16 protein-coding genes are annotated in these 17,666 nt (G+C 73.1%); 10 read left to right on the forward strand and 6 right to left on the reverse strand.

What is annotated here, in order from left to right:
* Positions 1–2 precede the first annotated feature (2 nt).
* Positions 3–1,043, reverse strand: a complete 1,041-nt coding sequence (locus ABZ374_RS06325; protein WP_360306926.1) for a methyltransferase — start codon at positions 1,041–1,043, stop codon at positions 3–5.
* 295 nt (positions 1,044–1,338) lie between these two features.
* Between ABZ374_RS06325 and ABZ374_RS06330 the strand changes: the two genes are divergently transcribed.
* The 3 genes from ABZ374_RS06330 (at position 1,339) to ABZ374_RS06340 (ending at position 4,572) form a co-directional block, all read left to right on the forward strand.
* Positions 1,339–1,887 (forward strand): DUF1062 domain-containing protein, encoded by a 549-nt coding sequence (locus tag ABZ374_RS06330; RefSeq protein WP_360306929.1) that lies wholly within the window; start codon positions 1,339–1,341, stop codon positions 1,885–1,887.
* Positions 1,888–2,101: 214 nt separating this feature from the next.
* Positions 2,102–2,914 carry a TetR/AcrR family transcriptional regulator gene (locus tag ABZ374_RS06335; RefSeq protein ID WP_360306932.1) on the forward strand — a complete coding sequence of 271 codons (813 nt, stop codon included), beginning with the start codon at positions 2,102–2,104 and terminating at the stop codon, positions 2,912–2,914.
* A complete protein-coding gene (locus ABZ374_RS06340; RefSeq protein ID WP_360306935.1) occupies positions 2,911–4,572 on the forward strand; it encodes an FAD-binding dehydrogenase in 1,662 nt (553 codons plus the stop codon). Before ABZ374_RS06335 ends, ABZ374_RS06340 begins: the two co-directional genes overlap by 4 nt.
* 31 nt (positions 4,573–4,603) lie before the next feature.
* Here the strand turns inward: ABZ374_RS06340 and xylB are convergent, their stop codons facing one another.
* Entirely contained in the window at positions 4,604–6,037 is a 1,434-nt protein-coding gene (gene xylB, locus ABZ374_RS06345; protein WP_360306938.1) for a xylulokinase, read from the reverse strand.
* A gap of 1 nt (position 6,038) precedes the next feature.
* Complete coding sequence (gene xylA, locus ABZ374_RS06350) at positions 6,039–7,196, reverse strand: xylose isomerase (RefSeq protein WP_360306941.1); 1,158 nt, start codon at positions 7,194–7,196, stop codon at positions 6,039–6,041.
* A gap of 163 nt (positions 7,197–7,359) precedes the next feature.
* Between xylA and ABZ374_RS06355 the strand changes: the two genes are divergently transcribed.
* On the forward strand, positions 7,360–8,598 hold the full coding sequence (locus ABZ374_RS06355; protein WP_360306944.1) for an ROK family transcriptional regulator: 1,239 nt from the start codon (positions 7,360–7,362) through the stop codon (positions 8,596–8,598).
* A 90-nt stretch (positions 8,599–8,688) separates the two neighbouring features.
* On the opposite strand, the gene ABZ374_RS06360 is transcribed toward ABZ374_RS06355, so the two are convergent.
* Positions 8,689–9,615 (reverse strand): amidohydrolase family protein, encoded by a 927-nt coding sequence (locus tag ABZ374_RS06360; protein ID WP_360306946.1) that lies wholly within the window; start codon positions 9,613–9,615, stop codon positions 8,689–8,691.
* Between the two features lie 146 nt (positions 9,616–9,761).
* Here ABZ374_RS06360 and ABZ374_RS06365 point away from each other — a divergent pair, with 146 nt between their 5' ends.
* From ABZ374_RS06365 to ABZ374_RS06380, 4 genes are all read left to right on the forward strand, one after another.
* A complete protein-coding gene (locus tag ABZ374_RS06365; RefSeq protein WP_360306949.1) occupies positions 9,762–10,850 on the forward strand; it encodes a hypothetical protein in 1,089 nt (362 codons plus the stop codon).
* A gap of 61 nt (positions 10,851–10,911) precedes the next feature.
* Positions 10,912–11,460 carry a hypothetical protein gene (locus ABZ374_RS06370; RefSeq protein ID WP_360306952.1) on the forward strand — a complete coding sequence of 183 codons (549 nt, stop codon included), beginning with the start codon at positions 10,912–10,914 and terminating at the stop codon, positions 11,458–11,460.
* A gap of 64 nt (positions 11,461–11,524) precedes the next feature.
* The gene (locus ABZ374_RS06375) at positions 11,525–12,325 is read left to right on the forward strand and encodes an SDR family oxidoreductase (RefSeq protein WP_360306955.1); all 801 of its coding nucleotides are present in this window, start codon (positions 11,525–11,527) and stop codon (positions 12,323–12,325) included.
* A 49-nt stretch (positions 12,326–12,374) separates the two neighbouring features.
* The gene (locus ABZ374_RS06380) at positions 12,375–12,656 is read left to right on the forward strand and encodes a hypothetical protein (protein WP_360306958.1); all 282 of its coding nucleotides are present in this window, start codon (positions 12,375–12,377) and stop codon (positions 12,654–12,656) included.
* 154 nt (positions 12,657–12,810) lie between these two features.
* Here the strand turns inward: ABZ374_RS06380 and ABZ374_RS06385 are convergent, their stop codons facing one another.
* Both ABZ374_RS06385 and ABZ374_RS06390 read right to left on the reverse strand, forming a co-directional pair.
* On the reverse strand, positions 12,811–13,935 hold the full coding sequence (locus ABZ374_RS06385; RefSeq protein ID WP_360306961.1) for a winged helix DNA-binding domain-containing protein: 1,125 nt from the start codon (positions 13,933–13,935) through the stop codon (positions 12,811–12,813).
* On the reverse strand, positions 13,932–14,921 hold the full coding sequence (locus ABZ374_RS06390; RefSeq protein WP_360306964.1) for an NADP-dependent oxidoreductase: 990 nt from the start codon (positions 14,919–14,921) through the stop codon (positions 13,932–13,934). The genes ABZ374_RS06385 and ABZ374_RS06390 overlap by 4 nt, the downstream gene beginning before the upstream one ends.
* A 110-nt stretch (positions 14,922–15,031) precedes the next feature.
* Between ABZ374_RS06390 and ABZ374_RS06395 the strand changes: the two genes are divergently transcribed.
* Both ABZ374_RS06395 and ABZ374_RS06400 read left to right on the forward strand, forming a co-directional pair.
* Entirely contained in the window at positions 15,032–15,988 is a 957-nt protein-coding gene (locus ABZ374_RS06395; RefSeq protein ID WP_360306967.1) for a YafY family protein, read from the forward strand.
* Positions 15,989–16,398: 410 nt separating this feature from the next.
* On the forward strand, positions 16,399–17,529 hold the full coding sequence (locus tag ABZ374_RS06400; RefSeq protein ID WP_360306970.1) for an acetate/propionate family kinase: 1,131 nt from the start codon (positions 16,399–16,401) through the stop codon (positions 17,527–17,529).
* Positions 17,530–17,666 lie beyond the last annotated feature (137 nt).

The following is a 17,666-nucleotide window of genomic DNA, read 5'->3' on the forward strand; positions in this document are numbered from 1 at the left end:
GGTCAGCCCTTCGGCTCGCATTCGAAGACGTGGTGTCCACCGGCCGATCGCCAGGTGGACAGGAGTTCGAGGTCCGCCCGTTCCAGCAGTGCGCGCAGATCCCGCTCGCCGAAGCCGCCCGTGTCCTTGCCGCACATCACCATCTGAAACAGGACATGGGCGGCGTCGGACTCCTGGTCCAGCAGCGGTTCCAGCACGAGCAGCCGGGGCGAGCCGAGACCGGGCTCCCGGGCTTCGGCGGTGCGGCGCATGGCCCGGCCCACCGCGGTCAGCAGGCGCACACACGTCTGCGGCGACCAATCGTGCAGGACGTTCTTCAGCAGGTACCGGTCACCGCCCGCCGGCACCTCCTCGAAGATGTCCGCGGCCCGGAAGGAGATCCGGTCGGCGATCGGCCGTCCGGCGGACGCGCCCAGCGTCGCCTCGCCCCGGGCGCACACGGCCGGCCGATCGACACACACCCCGCGCAGGTGGGGATGGCCGGCCAGCACCCCGGCGAGCGTCGTGCCGTCACCGCCGCCGACGTCGATCAGCGTGTCGACCTGCGCGAAGTCGTACTCCTGCGCAAGCGCGGCCGCCGTCGGGCGAGCCAGCTCCGACATCGCCGCGTCGAAGATTTCGCCGGTGTCCGGACTGCTCTCCAGGAATTCGTAGAGCGACATGCCGAAGACTCGGTGAAAGCCGGAGTGCCCGGTGCGGACCGTGCCCAGGAGGGCTGCGAAGGCGTCGTCGTACGTTTCCGCCGTCAGGATGCACAGGTTGCGGACGGACCGCGGATGATCGGCGCGCAGCGACGCGTAGTGCTCGCTCAACGCGAATCCGCCGTTCGTGTCCCGGGTGAAGACCCCGTACAACGCCAGCGTCTGCATCACCCGGGCCAGGACCTCCGGATCCGACTCCGTGCGCCGGGCGATCTCGTGCGCGGACATCGCTCCGCCACTCACGAGGTCGGCGATGCCGAGCCTCGCCACCACCGCCAACGCCCTGGCCGAACAGCCCCCGGCGGCAAGCCGTACGGCCTGCATCTCGTCCCCGTCGTCCACGTGCGCTCCCGACTGAAGTGGCACCGACCGCGGCGGCCCGACGGCGCGCCCTCCCCAACCAACGATCGGCCGATCCGGAAGCAACGCGGAGATTGCCCGGCGGGTACGGGTGTCGGAAAACCGGTTGAGCAGTGCCGGTGTGCGCGATTACCGTGCCGCCGAACCGAGCCGTCCAGTGAAGGACATGCCGTTGTACACCGTGTGAGACCTCCCGAGTGCTGATTGGTCGCGCGTCGCACCCTGTGCGCCGTGCTGCTTCCTGCTGCGGACTTCTCGCTGAAACCGGTGTACTTCTGTGCTCAACGTCTGGGTGGTCATGCCCACCTGCCTGCCGCTCGTTCTCCGCCGCTGCCATGCCTGCGGGTCCGAGCACTTCCGGGCCGACGGCAAATTTCGCGTCAACGCGCACCACAAGCTCATCGATGCCTGGCTCCTCGCGCTTTGTACGGCGTGTGGGGCAACGGCGAAGCTCACCGTCCTGGAGCGGACGAACGTGCGCTCCGTGCGACCCGAACTGCTGGACCGGCTGCACGACAACGACCTCGATCTGGCCGCCGAGCTGCTTCGGGATCCGGCGGTGCGCCGCCGTAATCGCATCGCCCTCGACTGGGATCACGCCTGGCGCCTGGACACCGGCGGGGCGGATCGTCCGGACGGCGAGGCGATCGACGTCTCGGTGCGTTTCGCGGCGCGAATACCGGTCCGACCGGTGCGACTGATCGCCGAAGGGCTCGGCCTCTCCCGGGCCGAGGTCGAGCGAGCGATCACGCGGGGCAAGCTCGTGTCGGCGGTCCGCTTGAGCAGCAGACTCTCCGACGACTTCACCTTCACGCTCAAGCACTGACCCCTCCCCTGAACCGGGACCGGTCCACCAAGTGTTGCCGGACCGGCCCCGGTTCGGGTCACCCCTGTCGAGCGGCGCAGCGGCCGTCGCGGTGATGGAAACCGAGCAAGTGAAAGATTTTCAGCCTTGGTGGAAAACCGAACGGCCGATAGAGTTTTTTCTCCGCGGGCCGCTGCCATCCGCATGAGGCCATCGAACAGCGAGGAGGCGGCGCGTGACCGCGTCATCCGAAACGGCGGGCGGAGTGGCGAAGGCGCGTGTCGAGTTGCCGAGTCGTTCGGCTGCGGGGCGCAAGCGTGGCGCGTATGCCAAGACGGAGGCGCGTCGTACCGAGATTTTGGACGCCGCCCTGGCCGCGTTCGGCAGGTCCGGCTATCGCGCCGGGTCCGTCCGCGAGATCGCCAAGCTGGTCGGCATGAGCCCGGCCGGCATGCTGCACCATTTCGACAACAAGGAAACGCTGCTCGCGGCGGTACTGGAACACCGCGAGGGCATCGCCCACCGGGTCGCCTCGCGGCACGGCATCACCGGTCTGGACACGCTGGTCGGGCTGGTGGAACTGGCCCGCTACAACTCCACCCACCGCGGCATCGTCGAGCTGTACTGCATCGTCTCCGCCGAGGCGACCGCGGCCGACCACCCGGCGCACCCCTACTTCGTCGCCCGCTACCGACGCGTCCGCACCCGGATCGCCGAAGCCCTGGAACACGCCGCCCGCAAGGGCGAACTGCGGGCCGGCGTGGTCCCCGCCCGGGCCGCCCGCGCCGCCGTCGCGCTGATGGACGGCCTCCAGGTGCAGTGGTTGCTCGAACCCGACGAGGTCGACATGCCCGGCGAACTCGCCGAACACTTCGCCGCCTTGGTCAAACCGGGTGCATGGCGACGTGCCCTCGCCGCCGCCCTCGCCCCGACCGGGTACGAGGGCTTCCCCGACGACCGACCCGGCTCCGCGAAGAACATGGCCGGCCCCGGCGCGGGGAACTCACCCGACGCCCACAACACGCCGATCGAGGAGGTTGGGCCATGACCGATCACGCGGACGTCATCGTCGTCGGTGCCGGACTGGCAGGTCTGGTCGCCACGTACGAACTGACCCGGGCCGGGCGACGCGTGCTCGTCGTCGACCAGGAGAACGAGGCCAATCTCGGCGGCCAGGCGTTCTGGTCGCTCGGCGGCCTGTTCTTCGTGGACAGTCCCGAGCAGCGTCGGATGGGTATCAAGGACTCGCACGAGCTCGCGCTCGCCGACTGGTTCGGCTCGGCGGGGTTCGACCGGGACCGCGAGGACCGCCGGCCCCGCGAATGGGCGCACGCGTACGTCGACTTCGCCGCCGGCGAGAAGCGCCGCTACCTGCACGACCTGGGGCTGCGGGTGATGCCGACGGTCGGCTGGGCGGAGCGCGGCGCGGGGACCGCGAGGGGGCACGGCAATTCGGTACCTCGCTTCCACCTGACCTGGGGCACCGGGCCCGAAGTGCTGCGGGTCTTCCTGGAGCCGGTGCTGGCCGCCGCGGCGCGGGGCCTGGTGACGTTCCGGTACCGGCATCGGGTGGACGAGATGCTCGTGCAGGGCGGCGCCGTCGTCGGCGTGCGCGGCACCGTGCTCGCGCCGTCCGTCGAACCGCGCGGCGTTCGTTCCTCGCGCGAGCCCGCGGGCGAGTTCGAACTGCGCGCGCAGGCCGTCGTCGTCACCTCCGGCGGCATCGGCGGCAATCACGAACTGGTGCGCGGGAACTGGCCGGTGGACCGGATCGGCCCCGCGCCCACGTCGATGATCACCGGCGTCCCGGCCTACGTCGACGGCCGGATGCTGGGCATCACCGAACGCGCCGGGGCCTCGGTGGTGAACCAGGACCGGATGTGGCACTACACCGAAGGCATCCGCAACTGGGACCCGATCTGGCCCGACCACGCCATCCGCATCATCCCCGGCCCGTCGTCCCTGTGGTTCGACGCCGGCGGACACCGGCTGCCCGCGCCCCTGTTCCCCGGCCACGACACACTCGCCACGCTGCGCCACATCGTCGGCACCGGGTACGACCACACGTGGTTCGTGCTGACCCGCGCCATCGTGGAGAAGGAGTTCGCGCTGTCGGGGTCCGAGCAGAACCCCGACATCACCGGCAAGGACCTCAAGGCGGTGCTGTCCCGGACCAGGAAGGGCGCACCCGGCCCGGTGCAGGCGTTCCTCGACCGCGGCGAGGACTTCGTGGTCGCCGACACGCCGCGCGCCCTCGTCGACGGCATGAACGCGATCAACCCGGGTCCGACGCTGGACCCGGCCGCGATCGAAGGCGAACTGCGGGCCCGGGACCGCGAGATCGACAACCCGTACGGCAAGGACCTGCAACTCATGTCCGTCCGCAACGCCCGCGCCTACTGGCCGGACCGGTTCACTCGCGTGGCCAAACCGCACCGCATGCTGGACCCGGCCAACGGACCGCTCATCGCGGTACGCCTGCACATCCTCACCCGCAAGAGCCTCGGCGGCCTGGAAACCACCCTCGACTCCCAGGTCGTCCACCCGGACGGCTCACCCTTCGACGGCCTCTACGCGGCCGGCGAGGTGGCCGGCTTCGGCGGTGGCGGCGTGCACGGATACAACGCCCTGGAAGGCACCTTCCTCGGCGGCTGCATCTTCTCCGGCCGCGCCGCCGGCCGCGCGCTGGCGCGGCGCCTCGGCTGACCCTTTCGCAACCGGGTCGCCGGGCCGCCGCTCAGGCTCGGTGGGGATCCGCGCGGTCGAGGATGTGCGGGCGTGCCGCGGCGTATCGGCGGCGCACGGCGGCGTCGTCGCGGTGCGGGCGATGGGTGTCGCCGGACGTCCCCCAGTTCGGTGGGTGCGGGTCGCCGGTCAGGGTCCAGGCAGCCTGGCGGGCGGCGCCGATGGCGGCGTACTCGGCGGGTTCGGGTACGTGGACCGGGCGTTGGAACAGGGCGGGCGCGATGTCGGTGACCGCCGCCGAGCGGGCCGCGCCGCCGGTGAGGACGATCCGCCGACCGGTGACGCCCGACGCGGTCAGCGCGTCGACGGCGTCGGCGAGTCCGCACAACATGCCCTCGACGGCGGCACGGGCGAGGTGGGCCGGGGACGCGGTGGCGGTGGTGAGGCCGTGGATGGCGCCGGTGGCGTGCGGCAGGTCGGGCGTGCGCTCGCCGGCCAGGTACGGCACCAGCACCAGGCCGTCGGCGCCGGGGGGTGCGGACAGGGCGAGTTCGGCGAGCCGGGTGTGGTCCACGCCGAGCAGGCCGGCGGCGGCGTCCAGGACCCGGGCGGCGTTGAGCGTGCAGACCAGCGGCAGGAACCGTCCCGTGGCGTCGGCGAACCCGGCGACGGCACCCCCGGCGTCGGCGGTCGGGTGGGGGGAAGTGGCGTACGCGGTACCCGAGGTGCCGAGGGAGACCACGATGTCGCCCGCCGCCGCGCCGAGTCCCAGGGCGGCGGCCATGTTGTCCCCGGTACCGGCACAGACCAGGGCGCCGCCCGCCGTGCTGCCCGCCGGCTCTCGGGGGCCGAGCACACGCGGTGTCGCCGCGTCGTGTCCCAGCGCGAGCCGGAGCAGGTCGTGCCGGTAGGTGCCGGTGGCCGGCGACCAGTAGCCCGTGCCGGAGGCGTCGCCGCGGTCGGTGGTCCACTCGGCCGGACCAGCGCCGCGCAGGCGCCCGGTGAGCCAGTCGTGCGGGAGGCAGACGGTGGCCACGCGGGCTGCGGCGCGTGGTTCGTGTTCGGCGAGCCAGCGCAGCTTGGCGACGGTGAACGCGGCGACCGGGACGCTGCCGACCGCGTTCGCCCACGCGGCCGGGCCGCCGAGTTCGGCCACCAGGTCGGCGGCCGCGCCGGCGGAGCGGGTGTCGTTCCACAACAACGCGTCGCGGACCACCCGGCCGTCCTCGTCGAGGCAGACCATGCCGTGTTGTTGCGCCGCGACGCTCACGGCGGCGACGTCGTCGATCCCGCCGGCGTCGGCCGCGGCCCGTTGCAGCGCGGTCCACCACGCCCGGGGGTCCGCCTCGGTGCCGTCGGGGTGGGGAGCGCGGCCGTGGCGGACGACGGCTCCGGTCGTGGCGTCGCAGACGACGACCTTGCACGCCTGCGTGGACGAGTCGACGCCGGCGACCAGGCGCGGGTGGGCCGTGCGGGGGAGGGCCATCTCAGCGGGCCCCGAGCAGGTGCTCGATCGCCAACTGGTCCAGCCGCTCGTATCCGCAACCCCGGGCCGCGGCGGCGTCCGGGTCGAACTCCTCCAGCGCCAACTGCGCGGCGGTCTCCCCGGGTTCGAGGGTCGGCCGGGCCAAGTCGGCCGCGCCGGCGGCGGCGAGGGCCGCGCGCACCTCGGGGTCGGCGCGAAACGCCCGAGCGCGTTCGCGCAGCAGCAGGTAGGTGCGCATGTTGGCGGCGGCGGACACCCACACGCCGTCGGCGTCCTCGGTGCGCAGCGGCTTGTAGTCGAAGTGTCGCGGACCCTGGTAGCCGCCGTGTTCCAGTAGGTCGACGAGGAAGAAGGCGCTCTTGAGGTCGCCGTGCCCGAAGACCAGGTCCTGGTCGTACCTGGGGCCGTGCTGGCCGTTGAGGTCGATGTGGAAGAGCTTGCCGGACCACAGGGCCTGTGCGACGCCGTGCGTGACGTTCAGCCCGGCCATCTGCTCGTGTCCGACCTCGGGGTTGACCCCGACCATCTCGGCGTGCTCCAGGCGCTCGATGAACGCGAGGGCGTGCCCGACGGTGGGCAGGAGGATGTCGCCGCGCGGTTCGTTGGGCTTGGGTTCGAGCGCGAACCGCAGGTCGTAGCCCTGCTCGCGGACGTAGCCGCAGAGGAAGTCGAGGCCCTCCTTGTAGCGATCCAGCGCGACCCGCACGTCCTTGGCCGCGTCGGACTCGCTGCCTTCGCGGCCTCCCCAGAACACGTAGGTGCGGGCCCCGAGTTCGGCGGCGAGGTCGATGTTGCGAAGGATCTTGCGCAGGGCGAACCGGCGTACGCCGCGATCGTTCGCGGTGAAGCCGCCGTCCTTGAACACCGGATGGGTGAACAGGTTGGTGGTCGCCATCGGCACGACCAGGCCGGTCGCGTCGAGCGCGGCCCGGAACGCCGCCACGCGCTTGTCCCGGACGGGCGCGGGTGCGCCGAACGGGAACAGGTCGTCGTCGTGGAACGTCACGCCGTACGCCCCGAGCTCGGCCAGCCGGTGCACCGCCTCGACGGGGTCCAGCGGAGCCCGGGTGGCATCGCCGAACGGGTCGCGGGCCTGCCATCCGACGGTCCACAGACCGAAGCTGAAGCGATCCTCGGGGGTGGGACGGGGAGTGGTCACGATGAGCCTCCGGTGGCCGGCATGCATTAAGTCCAGACAATGGATTAAAGTCGTGCCATCTGATCCCGTGACCTCGCCGGCTGTCAAGAGCCGCACCCGATCGGGATCGGCCGGCGCGGCACGCCGTCCCACCCGTACCCCGGCCTGTGAAAGGATCACCGCCATGCCTGCGCCGGAACTCCCCACGCGCGCCGGCACCATGCGCGAACGCAACCTGGCGTTGGTGCTCGCCGAAATCGCCCGGCGTCAGCCGGTGACCCGGGCCCGGCTCGCCGAGTCGACGGGCCTGACCAAGACCACCGTGGCCGCGCAGGTGGCCGTCCTGGAGCGATTGCGGCTCGTGGAGGGGGCGCAGCCGGTTCGCGAGGGTTCGCGCGGCCGTCCGGGCGCGCCGATCTCGCTCGCCCGCGGGCCCGTCGCGGCGCTGGGGCTGGAGGTCAACGGCCACTACCTGGCGGCCTGCGTGGTCGATCCGACGGGGGCGGTACGGCTGCGCGACACCGTCGCCGGCGACAACCGGGGCCGCGATCCCGGCGAAACGCTGGCCGCGCTCGGCGCCCTCGCTCGTCGTCTCACCGCCCTGGGGGCGGACATCGGGCTGGACGTGGTGGGCACGGCGGTCGCGTTGCCCGGCGTCCGCATCGGCGACCGGGTCAACGCGCCCAACCTCGGCTGGGACGCGGTGCCGGCGGCGGCGCTGCTGGCCGGCGCACTGCCCGATCAGCGGCTCGGACTCGTGGTGGACAACGAGGCGAACCTGGGTGCCCTGGGCGAATTGCGCTACGGCGCGGGACAGGGCGCGGGAAGCTACCTGTACCTGTCCGGCGAGACCGGCATCGGCGCGGGACTCGTGGTCGACGGCGACCTGTTCCGGGGCGCGCACGGCGCGGCCGGCGAACTCGGCCATGTGGTGGTCGACCCCGACGGGCCCGCCTGCGGTTGCGGCGGCGCCGGCTGCCTGGAGCAGTACGCGGGTCTGGACGCCGTCATGCGCGCGGCCGGCGTCCCGACGGCCGCCGGAACGCCGGCCCGGGTCGGCGGGCCCGGCGACGACCCGGCGGCGACGTCCGCCTCGCGAGTGGCCGAGCTGCTGGACCGCCTCGGCCGGGAGGATCGCCAGGCGCGTCTCGCCGTCGAGCGCGCGGGGCGCGGTCTGGGCATCGCGCTGATCGGCGCGGTGAACCTCCTGGACCCGGACACGGTCGTGCTCGGCGGGGTGCACGCCCGCCTCGCCGACCACCTGATCCCGCCCATCGAGGCGGCCCTCGCCCGCGGCGGAGGCCGACTGCGCGGCCGCGTCCCCACCGTCCGCGCGTCGGCACTGGGTTCGGAGAGCGCGGTACGCGGGGCCGCCGCCACCGTCCTCGCCCGGGTGTTCGCCGATCCACTCGCCATCGGCTGATCGAAGTCGACCAGCCGACACCGCAGTTCGGTTCGGGCACAACGCCCGCGGACGGCGTGTGCTCGGAACGGCCGGGCGTCCCGATCGGGGCTATCCGGTCCGGCCGTCGCGGGTGAACCACAGGCGTCGGGCCGTGCCGCCGAGGACGGCTGCTCGGGCCGGCGCGTCGCGTCGCCGGATCGCGCGCCGGGCGAGCGCGAGCATGCCGGGGTAGTTCGGCGTCCGGGTCTGCGGGTGGTCGGATCCCCACGTCAATCGGTGCTCGCCGAACGCGGCGGCCAGGTCGTCGACGACATCCGCCGGGTCCTCCCCGGCCGCCTCGGCGGCGGTGAGCAGATGCGTGGTGACCTTCACGTGCAGATTGGCCAGGTCGGCGAGGGCCCGGACGGGCGCCCGCCCGGCCTGTCGGGACCGGGGGTCGGGGAATCCGCAGTGGTCCAGGGCGACGCGCAGCGCCGGGCGGGCCTGGATGTGCGGGCGCAGCAGGGGGAGTTGTCGGGTGAACGCGGTGAGTACGACCGTGAGTCCCGTTTCCGCCGCCACGTCCCAGACGGCCTGCGACGCGTCGTCGGTGAGCCAGGTCGGGTCGGGGGCCTGCGGGCCGCCCGAGACGGCGAAGAGCCGCACGCCGGTGACGAAGGACTCGTTCGCATGTCCGCGCAGTCCGCGGGCGGCGGCGACGGGATCCGCCATGTCGACGGCGACGACCGCCGAGGTGCGCTCCGGGTCGCGGGCGGCGGCGTCGAGCAGGTAGCGGCAGTCGTAGCCGTACGCCCCCACACCCTGCACCAGCACGGTCCGCGACACACCGGCGGCGGCCTGGGCGCGGAGCACTTCGGGGGCCGAACAGCCGCCGTCGCTCCAGTAGTCGGTGCCGTCGCCGGTGCCGGCGTCGAGGGGATAGCGGCGGGTGTCCGGCGACACGACGTGCACATGCGCGTCGATCACGGTGTCCGGGCCGTTCGGGATGTTCGGGTCGCTCGCATCGCCGTTCGTATCGGCGTTCGTGTCGCCCATGCCGCGCCCTTCGTCGAGATCCCGCAGAGATTCGAATATTCGAATGAGTAGATCGTTATTTCGAACGATACCTCTTGTGGTCGTGTCCGTGCCGCCCTAACCTCACACCCACTCGCCGCTCCGCCCCTTCAGCCCAAGGAATGCTCATGGTCGACTCCGCCCCGGCCGGACCCGCCCCCGACGCGGGCGCCGACACGCACGCCCTGCCCGACGATCTGCCCGAGACCGTGTACGCCTGGCTGGAGGCACGCGGGTGGGGGGACGGGTTGCCGGTGGTGGCCCCCACCGAGGAACGGGTCGCCGCGATGCTCGCCGGATACCCGGGCGATCCCGACGAGGTGATCGGTGTGCTGCCGCCGCGCCTGGGCGAGGCGACGCCCAGGGTGCTGGCGGTGAACGCGGTGATGGCGGGCTGCGCGGCCGGCATGTTGCCCCTGCTCGTCGCCGCGACCCGGGGGATGTGCGCACCGGAGTTCAATCTGCGCGGTGTGAACTCCACGACACACCCGGTGTCGGTGATGGTCGTCGTGCACGGGCAGGCGGTGGCCGCGCACGGGTTCAACTCCGGTACCGGGACGCTGGGTCCGGGCAACCGCGCGAACGCGACGTTGGGACGGGCGGTGCGCCTGGCCCTGCTGCACATCGGCGGCGGCACCGCCAAGGGCGCCGGGGACGCGGGGTTGGCGGACGCGGCGACCCACGGGCAGCCCTCGAAGTACACGTTCTGCTTCGCCGAGAACGCCGACGCCAGCCCCTGGGCGGTGTATCCGCGTTCGCTGGGGCTGGAGTCGCGCAGCGCGGTGACCGTGGCCGGGATGGAGAACCCGCACAACATCCACGACATGGAGACGCGCGGCGAGCCGGGGCCGATCCTGAACAAGATGGCGACCGTGATGGCCACGTTCGGGACGAACAACGCGGTCGTCTCCAGCGCCGAGTACTTCATCGTCCTGGGTCCGGAGCACGCGGCCACGATCGCGGCGGCGGGGTGGGCGCGGCAGGACGTGCAGGCGTACCTCTTCGAGAAGGCGCGGCGTCGCGCGGGCGATTTCCGGGCGAACTTCCGGTCCGCGTTGTGGTGTCCGTGGATGCGCGCCCTGGCCGACGACGACCTGCAACCGATGACCGAGTCCGCGGACAACATCCGGATCCTGGTCGCGGGCGGGCCGGGCAAACACTCGCTGGTGGTGCCGAGTTGGGGATTGACCCGCAGCGTCACCGTCCCCGTCGACTGACCGGCCCGCAGCGCCGCCCTGTCGCCTGTCGCCCCTTCCCCAACATGTCGAGGAGATCCCGATGACCGTGCACCTGCTCGACCCGTCCGGACGGGTCGGCGAACCGGCCAAGCAACTCGCCCCCGGACTGCCGGTGTTGACCGGCGCGCGCATCGCCGTCCTGGACAACCTCAAGCCGCACGCCGGCTACATCCAGGGAGCCGTCGCCCGACTGCTCGCCGAACGCACCGGCGCGGTCGTGACGCTGGAGATCCCCAAGTTCAGCGCGGCCCGGCCCGCCGAACCCGAAGTGCTCGACCGATTGCGCGAATCGGCCGATCTGATCATCACCGGTTCGGCGGACTGTGGTTCGTGCACCTCGTGGAGCTGCCACGACACCGTCGTGCTGGAACAGGCGGGCATCCCCACCCTGCTGCTGGCCACCGCCGGCTTCACCGAGATCGCCCGCCAGGTCTCCTCGCTGTACGGCATGCCCCAGGCACGCGTCCTCACCGTGCGCGGCCCGCTCGGCGGCTCGTCCGACAACGAGCTCGACGCCATGGCCCTCGAAGCCCTGGAGGACGCCCTGGTCCTCGCGACGACCACCCCGTCCGCGCCCGATGCCGCCTGAAACGGCCCGAGTCGGCCCGCCGAGCACTCACCTCGCCGCACCGAACGAAGTGGAGACCCCTACCGTGCCGGACCCGACGAACCTCACCGACCGCGTCGCCCTGGTCACGGGCGGCGGCGCGGGGATCGGCCGGGCCATCGCCGTCCGGCTCGCGCGGGCGGGGGCACACGTCGCGGTCACCGACATCGTCCCCGAGGCCGCCCGGGAAACCTGCGAACTCGTGCGCGGCGTCGGCCGATCGGCCCTCGCGCTGATCGGCGACATGCGGGATCCGCAGCAGGTACAGGACCTCGTCGACGAAGCCGGCAGCACCCTCGGCCGCCTCCGCATCGCCGTCAACAACGTCGGCATGATGGGCAGCCACCCCGCCGCCCCGTTCGTCGACTGGACGCCGCAGGCGATGTCGGACGTGGTCACGGGCAACCTGCTCACCACGATGTACGCCTGCCGCGCCGAGGCGGCCGCGATGATCCGCGATCGCACCGACGGCGTCATCATCAACGTCAGCTCGGGCGAAACCACCCGCCCCGCCCCCCGGTTGGCCCCGTACGGCGCCGCCAAGGCAGCGGTCAACCACCTCACCGGGACCCTCGCGGTCGAACTCGCGCCACACGGCATCCGCGTCAACGCGGTCGCCCCCGGGACCACCCTCACCCGCGAGGTCGAGGCCGCCCTCACCGCCGACTACATCCGGGCACTGCGCGCCGCCATCCCGCTGGGCGGCGAACTGTCCGCCCCCGAGGACCTGGCCGACCTCGTCCTGTTCCTCGCCTGCGACCTCGCCGCCCACACCACCGGACAGTTCCTCCTGTCCGACAACGGCGCGTTCCTCTCCCGCAGTCGGCCGCCACTCGACACGCACTGACCGCCGACGACCCGCGCCGACCGCGCACTTCACGCGAACGGAGTACTCCATGACCCACCCGGACATCACCGACGACGCGGTATCGCAGGCGCTGGCCCCACTGGCCCGGGCGCTCGCCGCCGACGACTACCGACTCACCTGCGTGCGCCCGGCCGACCACCACGTGCTGATCACGGTCGACGCCGGACCGTCCGCCTGCGCCGACTGTCTCGTCCCGAAGGACCTCACCGAACGCATGGCCCTGCGGCACCTGCGCCCCCTGGCACCCACCGCCGGCTGGACCGTCGAGATCCGCTACCCGGCCGACGACCCGACGGAGACCGCACCGTGAGCGCCGTGCCCGATGCGATCGGCGTCGGCGGCGCCGCCGCCGCGTGGCGCTCGGGGTGGGCCCCGCGACGGCCGCCGAGTGCACCGACGGGACGGGAGCCGGACCGGGACCGGCCGGAGGGGTTCGGGCCACGGGTGGGTACCGGGGAGGGAGCTCAGGTCGGTCGGCTCGCGACGGGGTCGTCGTAGGACACCGACCGACCTGCGACGAAGGGCAGCAGCCGGGCGGCTTCCTGCTCCAGGGCGGCTCGATCGGTGCCGCGCAGCGGCCGGAACGGCGTGAGTCGCAGCGTCCCGGCGTCGAGGGACCACGTGCCGTGCACTCGGCCGTCCACCAGGAAGGTGGGCCGGACGCGCGCCTGGCCGGGCATCACCACCTTCCGGTCCTCGTCGCCGATGATCCGGGAGCGGTCGGCGTGGCCGAGCAGGGCGTTGTCGAAGGCGGGCAACAGCCGTACCGGAGCCGGCGTTTCGGGGTCGGGCAGCTCGGCGTCGGCCAGATCGATCAACTCCCTGCCATCGGGGCCGGACCAGTGGCGCAGTTCGGCACGCATCTCGGCGACGACCTCGCCGAGCCGGGTCAATCCGGACCAGACCTGGACGTCCTTCACCCCGGCCGGGCCGAAGCCGGCCAGATAGCGGCGGATCAGCTCCTTGGCCGCGTCCTTGGCGGCGGTCGGCGTCGCGGCGGTCGCCATCGGCCGTCCCAGCCAGACCTCGGCGGGCGTGACCGAGATCGCCGACCGGTTGCCCCACGAACCCCAGGTGCCGGTGGCCGCGCCATGGACGAGGGGCGTACGCAGTTCCACCAGCCCGGCCAGAATCCGGCCGTCGTGTCCCGGATGGCGTTCGGCCAACCGCCGGGCCAATTCCTTGCGCGACAGCGTCCCGCCCGCCAGCAGGTCGAGCCCCTCGGCCACCAAAGCCGCCGCGTCCAGGCCCGCGCCGTTCCGGGTGAAGTAGGGCGAGCCGGCCGTGCGGTCGAGCACGGGCTGCAGCAGCGGTCGCAGCCGCCGGAAGTCGTCGGCCGCGGCGAGGTGTTGGGTACTGCGGAGCAGCCCGGAACGGACCACCCGGCGGGCCTCGATCAGCGTGGTGAGCCCGGACGCGGTGAAGCCGTGGATCCTGGTCCACAGGCCGATGTAGGCCCAGTTGGGCTCCTGGGCCTGGAGCGCGACCAGCCGGCCGATCACCTCCAGCGGGGTGCGGTCGGTGCGCTCCAGCAGGAACTGCCGGTCCAGCAGTGCCCGGTTCAGGGCCCGGAGGGTGAGGGCGGTCACGGCAGACGCACCGAGACGTTGCCCCGGTGGGAACCCCGAAGCAGGTCGAGGAATGCCTGCGGTACGTCCTCGATTCCGCCCTCGACCACCGTCTGCGGACAGACGAAGCGGCCCTCGCCCAGCCACGTGACGAAGTGTCCGTGCCAGGCGGCGATCTGCTCGGGCGTGTGGTGGCAGGAGAACGGCAGCAGCTCGACGCCCCTCGCCTCGGCCGCCGCACGGTCGGGCTGCGGGAAGCGCTCCGCCGCGTCGCCGAGTTGGTCGGCCAGTGAGCCGCAGAGGGCAAAGCGGGCTCCGGGCCGGGCCGACCGCAGCGCGCCCCGATACTGCTCGCCACCCACCACGTCGAAGAAGACCGAGATGCCTTCGGGCGCGAACTCCGCGAGTCGGTCGGCCGTCGGGCCGTCGTGGTAGTCGAACGCCGCGTCGTAGCCGAGTTCGTTCACCAGGTAGTCGACCTTGGCCGGGCTGCCCGCACTGCCGATCACCCGCGCCGCGCCGAGGCATTTGGCGATCTGTCCGGCCAGCGAGCCGACCCCGCCCGCCGCGCCGGAGACGAAGACCACGTCGCCCGGGCCGACGTTCGCCACCTCGGCCATGCCGTGGTAGGCGGTCGGCCCCTGGACGAGATGGTAGCCGGGGTCGGCGAACAGCTCGCGGTCGAGCCTGAGGTACGAGTCGGCCGGGCCGGCCGAGTACTCGCTCCAGCCGGTCGTCGACCGGACCAGGTCGCCGACCTCCAGATCGGGGTCGTCGGATCGCACCACGGTGCCGATCGTGGTCACCCCCACCCGCTGCCCCGGCTGCCAGGCCGGGACCGGGATGGCGCAGTCGGCCCGCATCAGCTCCAGGTAGGTCGCGGCGAGCCCGATTCGGTCGGTGCGCACCAGGACCTCGCCGTGCACCTCGGTCTCGGCGACGGTGAAATGGTCGAGCGTGGGGGCGCCGGTGATCTGGGCGGTCAACCGAATCTCACGGGTGAGCATGTGTCTGTCCTTGCCTCGGGTGCGGTCGGTGCCTCGCTGCGGCCCGTCGAGATCGACTCTAGGCAGGCTTCCGGTCACTTTCCGGCCGGAAGTCGAGGCAGGATGTCGGCATGGCGAACACCAGCTCACGCACGCTCGGACTGCTCTCCCTGTTGCAGACCCACCGGCACTGGGCCGGCCCGGAGCTGGCCGAGCGGCTCGGGGTGTCCGAGCGCACGCTGCGCCGCGACGTCGAGCGGCTGCGCGAGCTCGGCTATCCGGTCGGCGCGACCCGGGGCACCGACGGCGGCTACCAACTCGCGCCCGGCGCCGTCCTGCCGCCGCTGTTGCTCGACGACGAGGAGGCGGTGGCCCTCGCGGTGGGCGTCGGCGACGCGGCGCAGAGCGGGGTCGCCGGGATGGAGGAGGCGTCCCTGCGCGCCCTCACCAAGGTGGTGCGGGTGCTGCCGCCCCGGCTGCGGGCCAGGGTGGACGCGCTGCGCGCGGTGACCCGTTTTGCCGGCGGGTCCGGGCCGGTCGTCGCGTCGGGGGTGCTCACCGCGGTCGCCCAGGCGTGCCGGGACGAGGAGCGGCTGCGGTTCGGCTACACCGCCAGGGGCTCCGCGCCCACCGACCGCGAGGTCGAGCCGCACCGCGTCGTCGCGCTCGGCGGACGCTGGTACCTGGTGGCCTACGACCTGGGCCGGCACGACTGGCGCAGTTTCCGCCTCGACCGGCTCACCGGGCCGACCGCGACCGGCACCCGCTTTCGGCCGCGGCTGCTCCCGAGCGAGGACGCCGTGGCCTTCGTCCGGGCGGCGAGCGGGACCCCGGCTCCGTACACGGTCGAGGTCCTCGTACACGCACCCGCCGCGCGAGTGCGGCAGGCGGTCGGGCGCTGGGGCACGATCGAACCACTCGGCCGGGACGGTTGCCGGCTCACCATGACGTCGACCTCCCTGGACTGGCCGACCCAGGCACTGGGCAACGTGGGGGCCGAGTTCGAGATCCTGGGACCGCCGGAGTTCGCCGCGCACGTTCGGGAGTGGGGCGCCCGCTTCCTCCGCGGCACCGACACACCCGCGTGACCTTCGCCGTGCACAGCGGGTGGTGCGCGGCCACCACGATGATCGGCCGCGTTCGGTGCCGGTCCGGGACCGCATCCCTTGCGGCGACGGTCGTCCGCCGGCGCCCGAGGGCCGCCGCCGATCGTGCGGCAGGGCCGCGTTGCCCGAGGCAATCGGGTCCTTCGGCCCGGGCGCGGGGGCGTGAACCGCGATGTCCTGGGAACGGTATCGACGCATCAACCACCGGGAGGCGGCCGTCGTGTTCCCCCTCGCACCACCCCGAAGCACCCCTGCATCCGCGTGTCGGCGCCCGATCGGGGACGGCGCGCGGTCGCCGCGGTCGCGCCGGCGCGGTCGCGGGTCGGCTGCGGGCCCCGGGCTCGCCGCCGACCGCGAGCGGCTGCGCGCGTGGCGGGAGACGGTGGTTCGCGATGCGCACTGAGGCCGCGCGTGCGGAGGGCGTCGACCACCCCGGACGCGTCCTGGTCGTCAACGCGGGCTCCTCCAGCCTGAAGTTGTCGGTCGTCGAGCCGGACGACACGATCGCCCGCACCGCGAACCTGACCTGCGCCGAGGCCATTCCGCCCGAGGCGATCGCCGAATTCCTGCGCGAGGCGGGCACCGTCGACGCCGTGGGACATCGGATCGTGCACGGCGGCGCCGACTTCACCGGGCCCGCCCGCCTGGATCCGCGGGTATACGCGCGGGTCGTCGCACTGCGTCCGCTCGCGCCGCTGCACCAGGGCCGGGCGATCGCGGGCATCGACACGGTCCACGAACTGCGCCCCGACCTGCCCGCGGTCGCCTGCTTCGACACCGCCTTCCATCACACCCTCCCGGCCGAGGCGAGCACGTACGCCCTCCCCGAGGCGTGGCGGGCCGGATGGGGGTTGCGCCGCCACGGCTTCCACGGCCTGTCGCACGCCTATGCCTCGACCCGGGCATGCGAACTGACCGGCCTGCCGGCGTCGTCGGCCCGCGTGGTGAGCTGCCACCTCGGCGCGGGTGCCTCGTTGGCCGCGATCCGGGGCGGGATCAGTGTCGACACCACGATGGGCTTCACCCCGACCGAGGGCCTGGTGATGGCCACCCGCGCCGGCGACCTGGACCCGGGCATGCTCGTTCGGTTGCTTCGTACCGGCGTCGAACTCGCGGAGTTGGAAAGGGTGTTGGAGCACGAGGCCGGGTTGAGCGCGCTGGCCGGACACGGCGGCGACATGCGCGCGATCCGGGCCGACGCCGAGGCGGGCGATGCGCGCGCCCGGCTGGCGCGCGGCATCTACGCGTACCGGGTGCGGACCAGGATCGCCGCGATGGCCGCGGCGATGGGCGGCCTGGACGTCCTGGCCTTCACCGGGGGAGTCGGGGAACACGACGACACGCTGCGCGCGGACATGGTCGCCGAGTTGGCGTTCCTCGGGGTGCGCCTGGACCCCCGGGCCAACGCCCGCGCGCGGGCCGACGCCGAGATCGGCCGAGCGGGCGCGCCGGTGCGCACCGTGGTCGTCACCGCCGGCGAGGACATCCGGATCGCACGCGAGACCCGCGCGACGCTGGGCTGAACCGCGATTCGCCACGACGTGCGCCACCCGGAGTGGGCCGGCGCGCGGGCGTGCGTGGGGGGTGCCCGTCCGGTCACAACGAGCCATCTTCCGAGGGGCGTTCGGCCCTGTCCGGATTCGCGGCGGAGCGGCCAGGC

Source organism: Embleya sp. NPDC005971, from assembly GCF_040629175.1.
GTDB lineage: Bacteria > Actinomycetota > Actinomycetes > Streptomycetales > Streptomycetaceae > Embleya.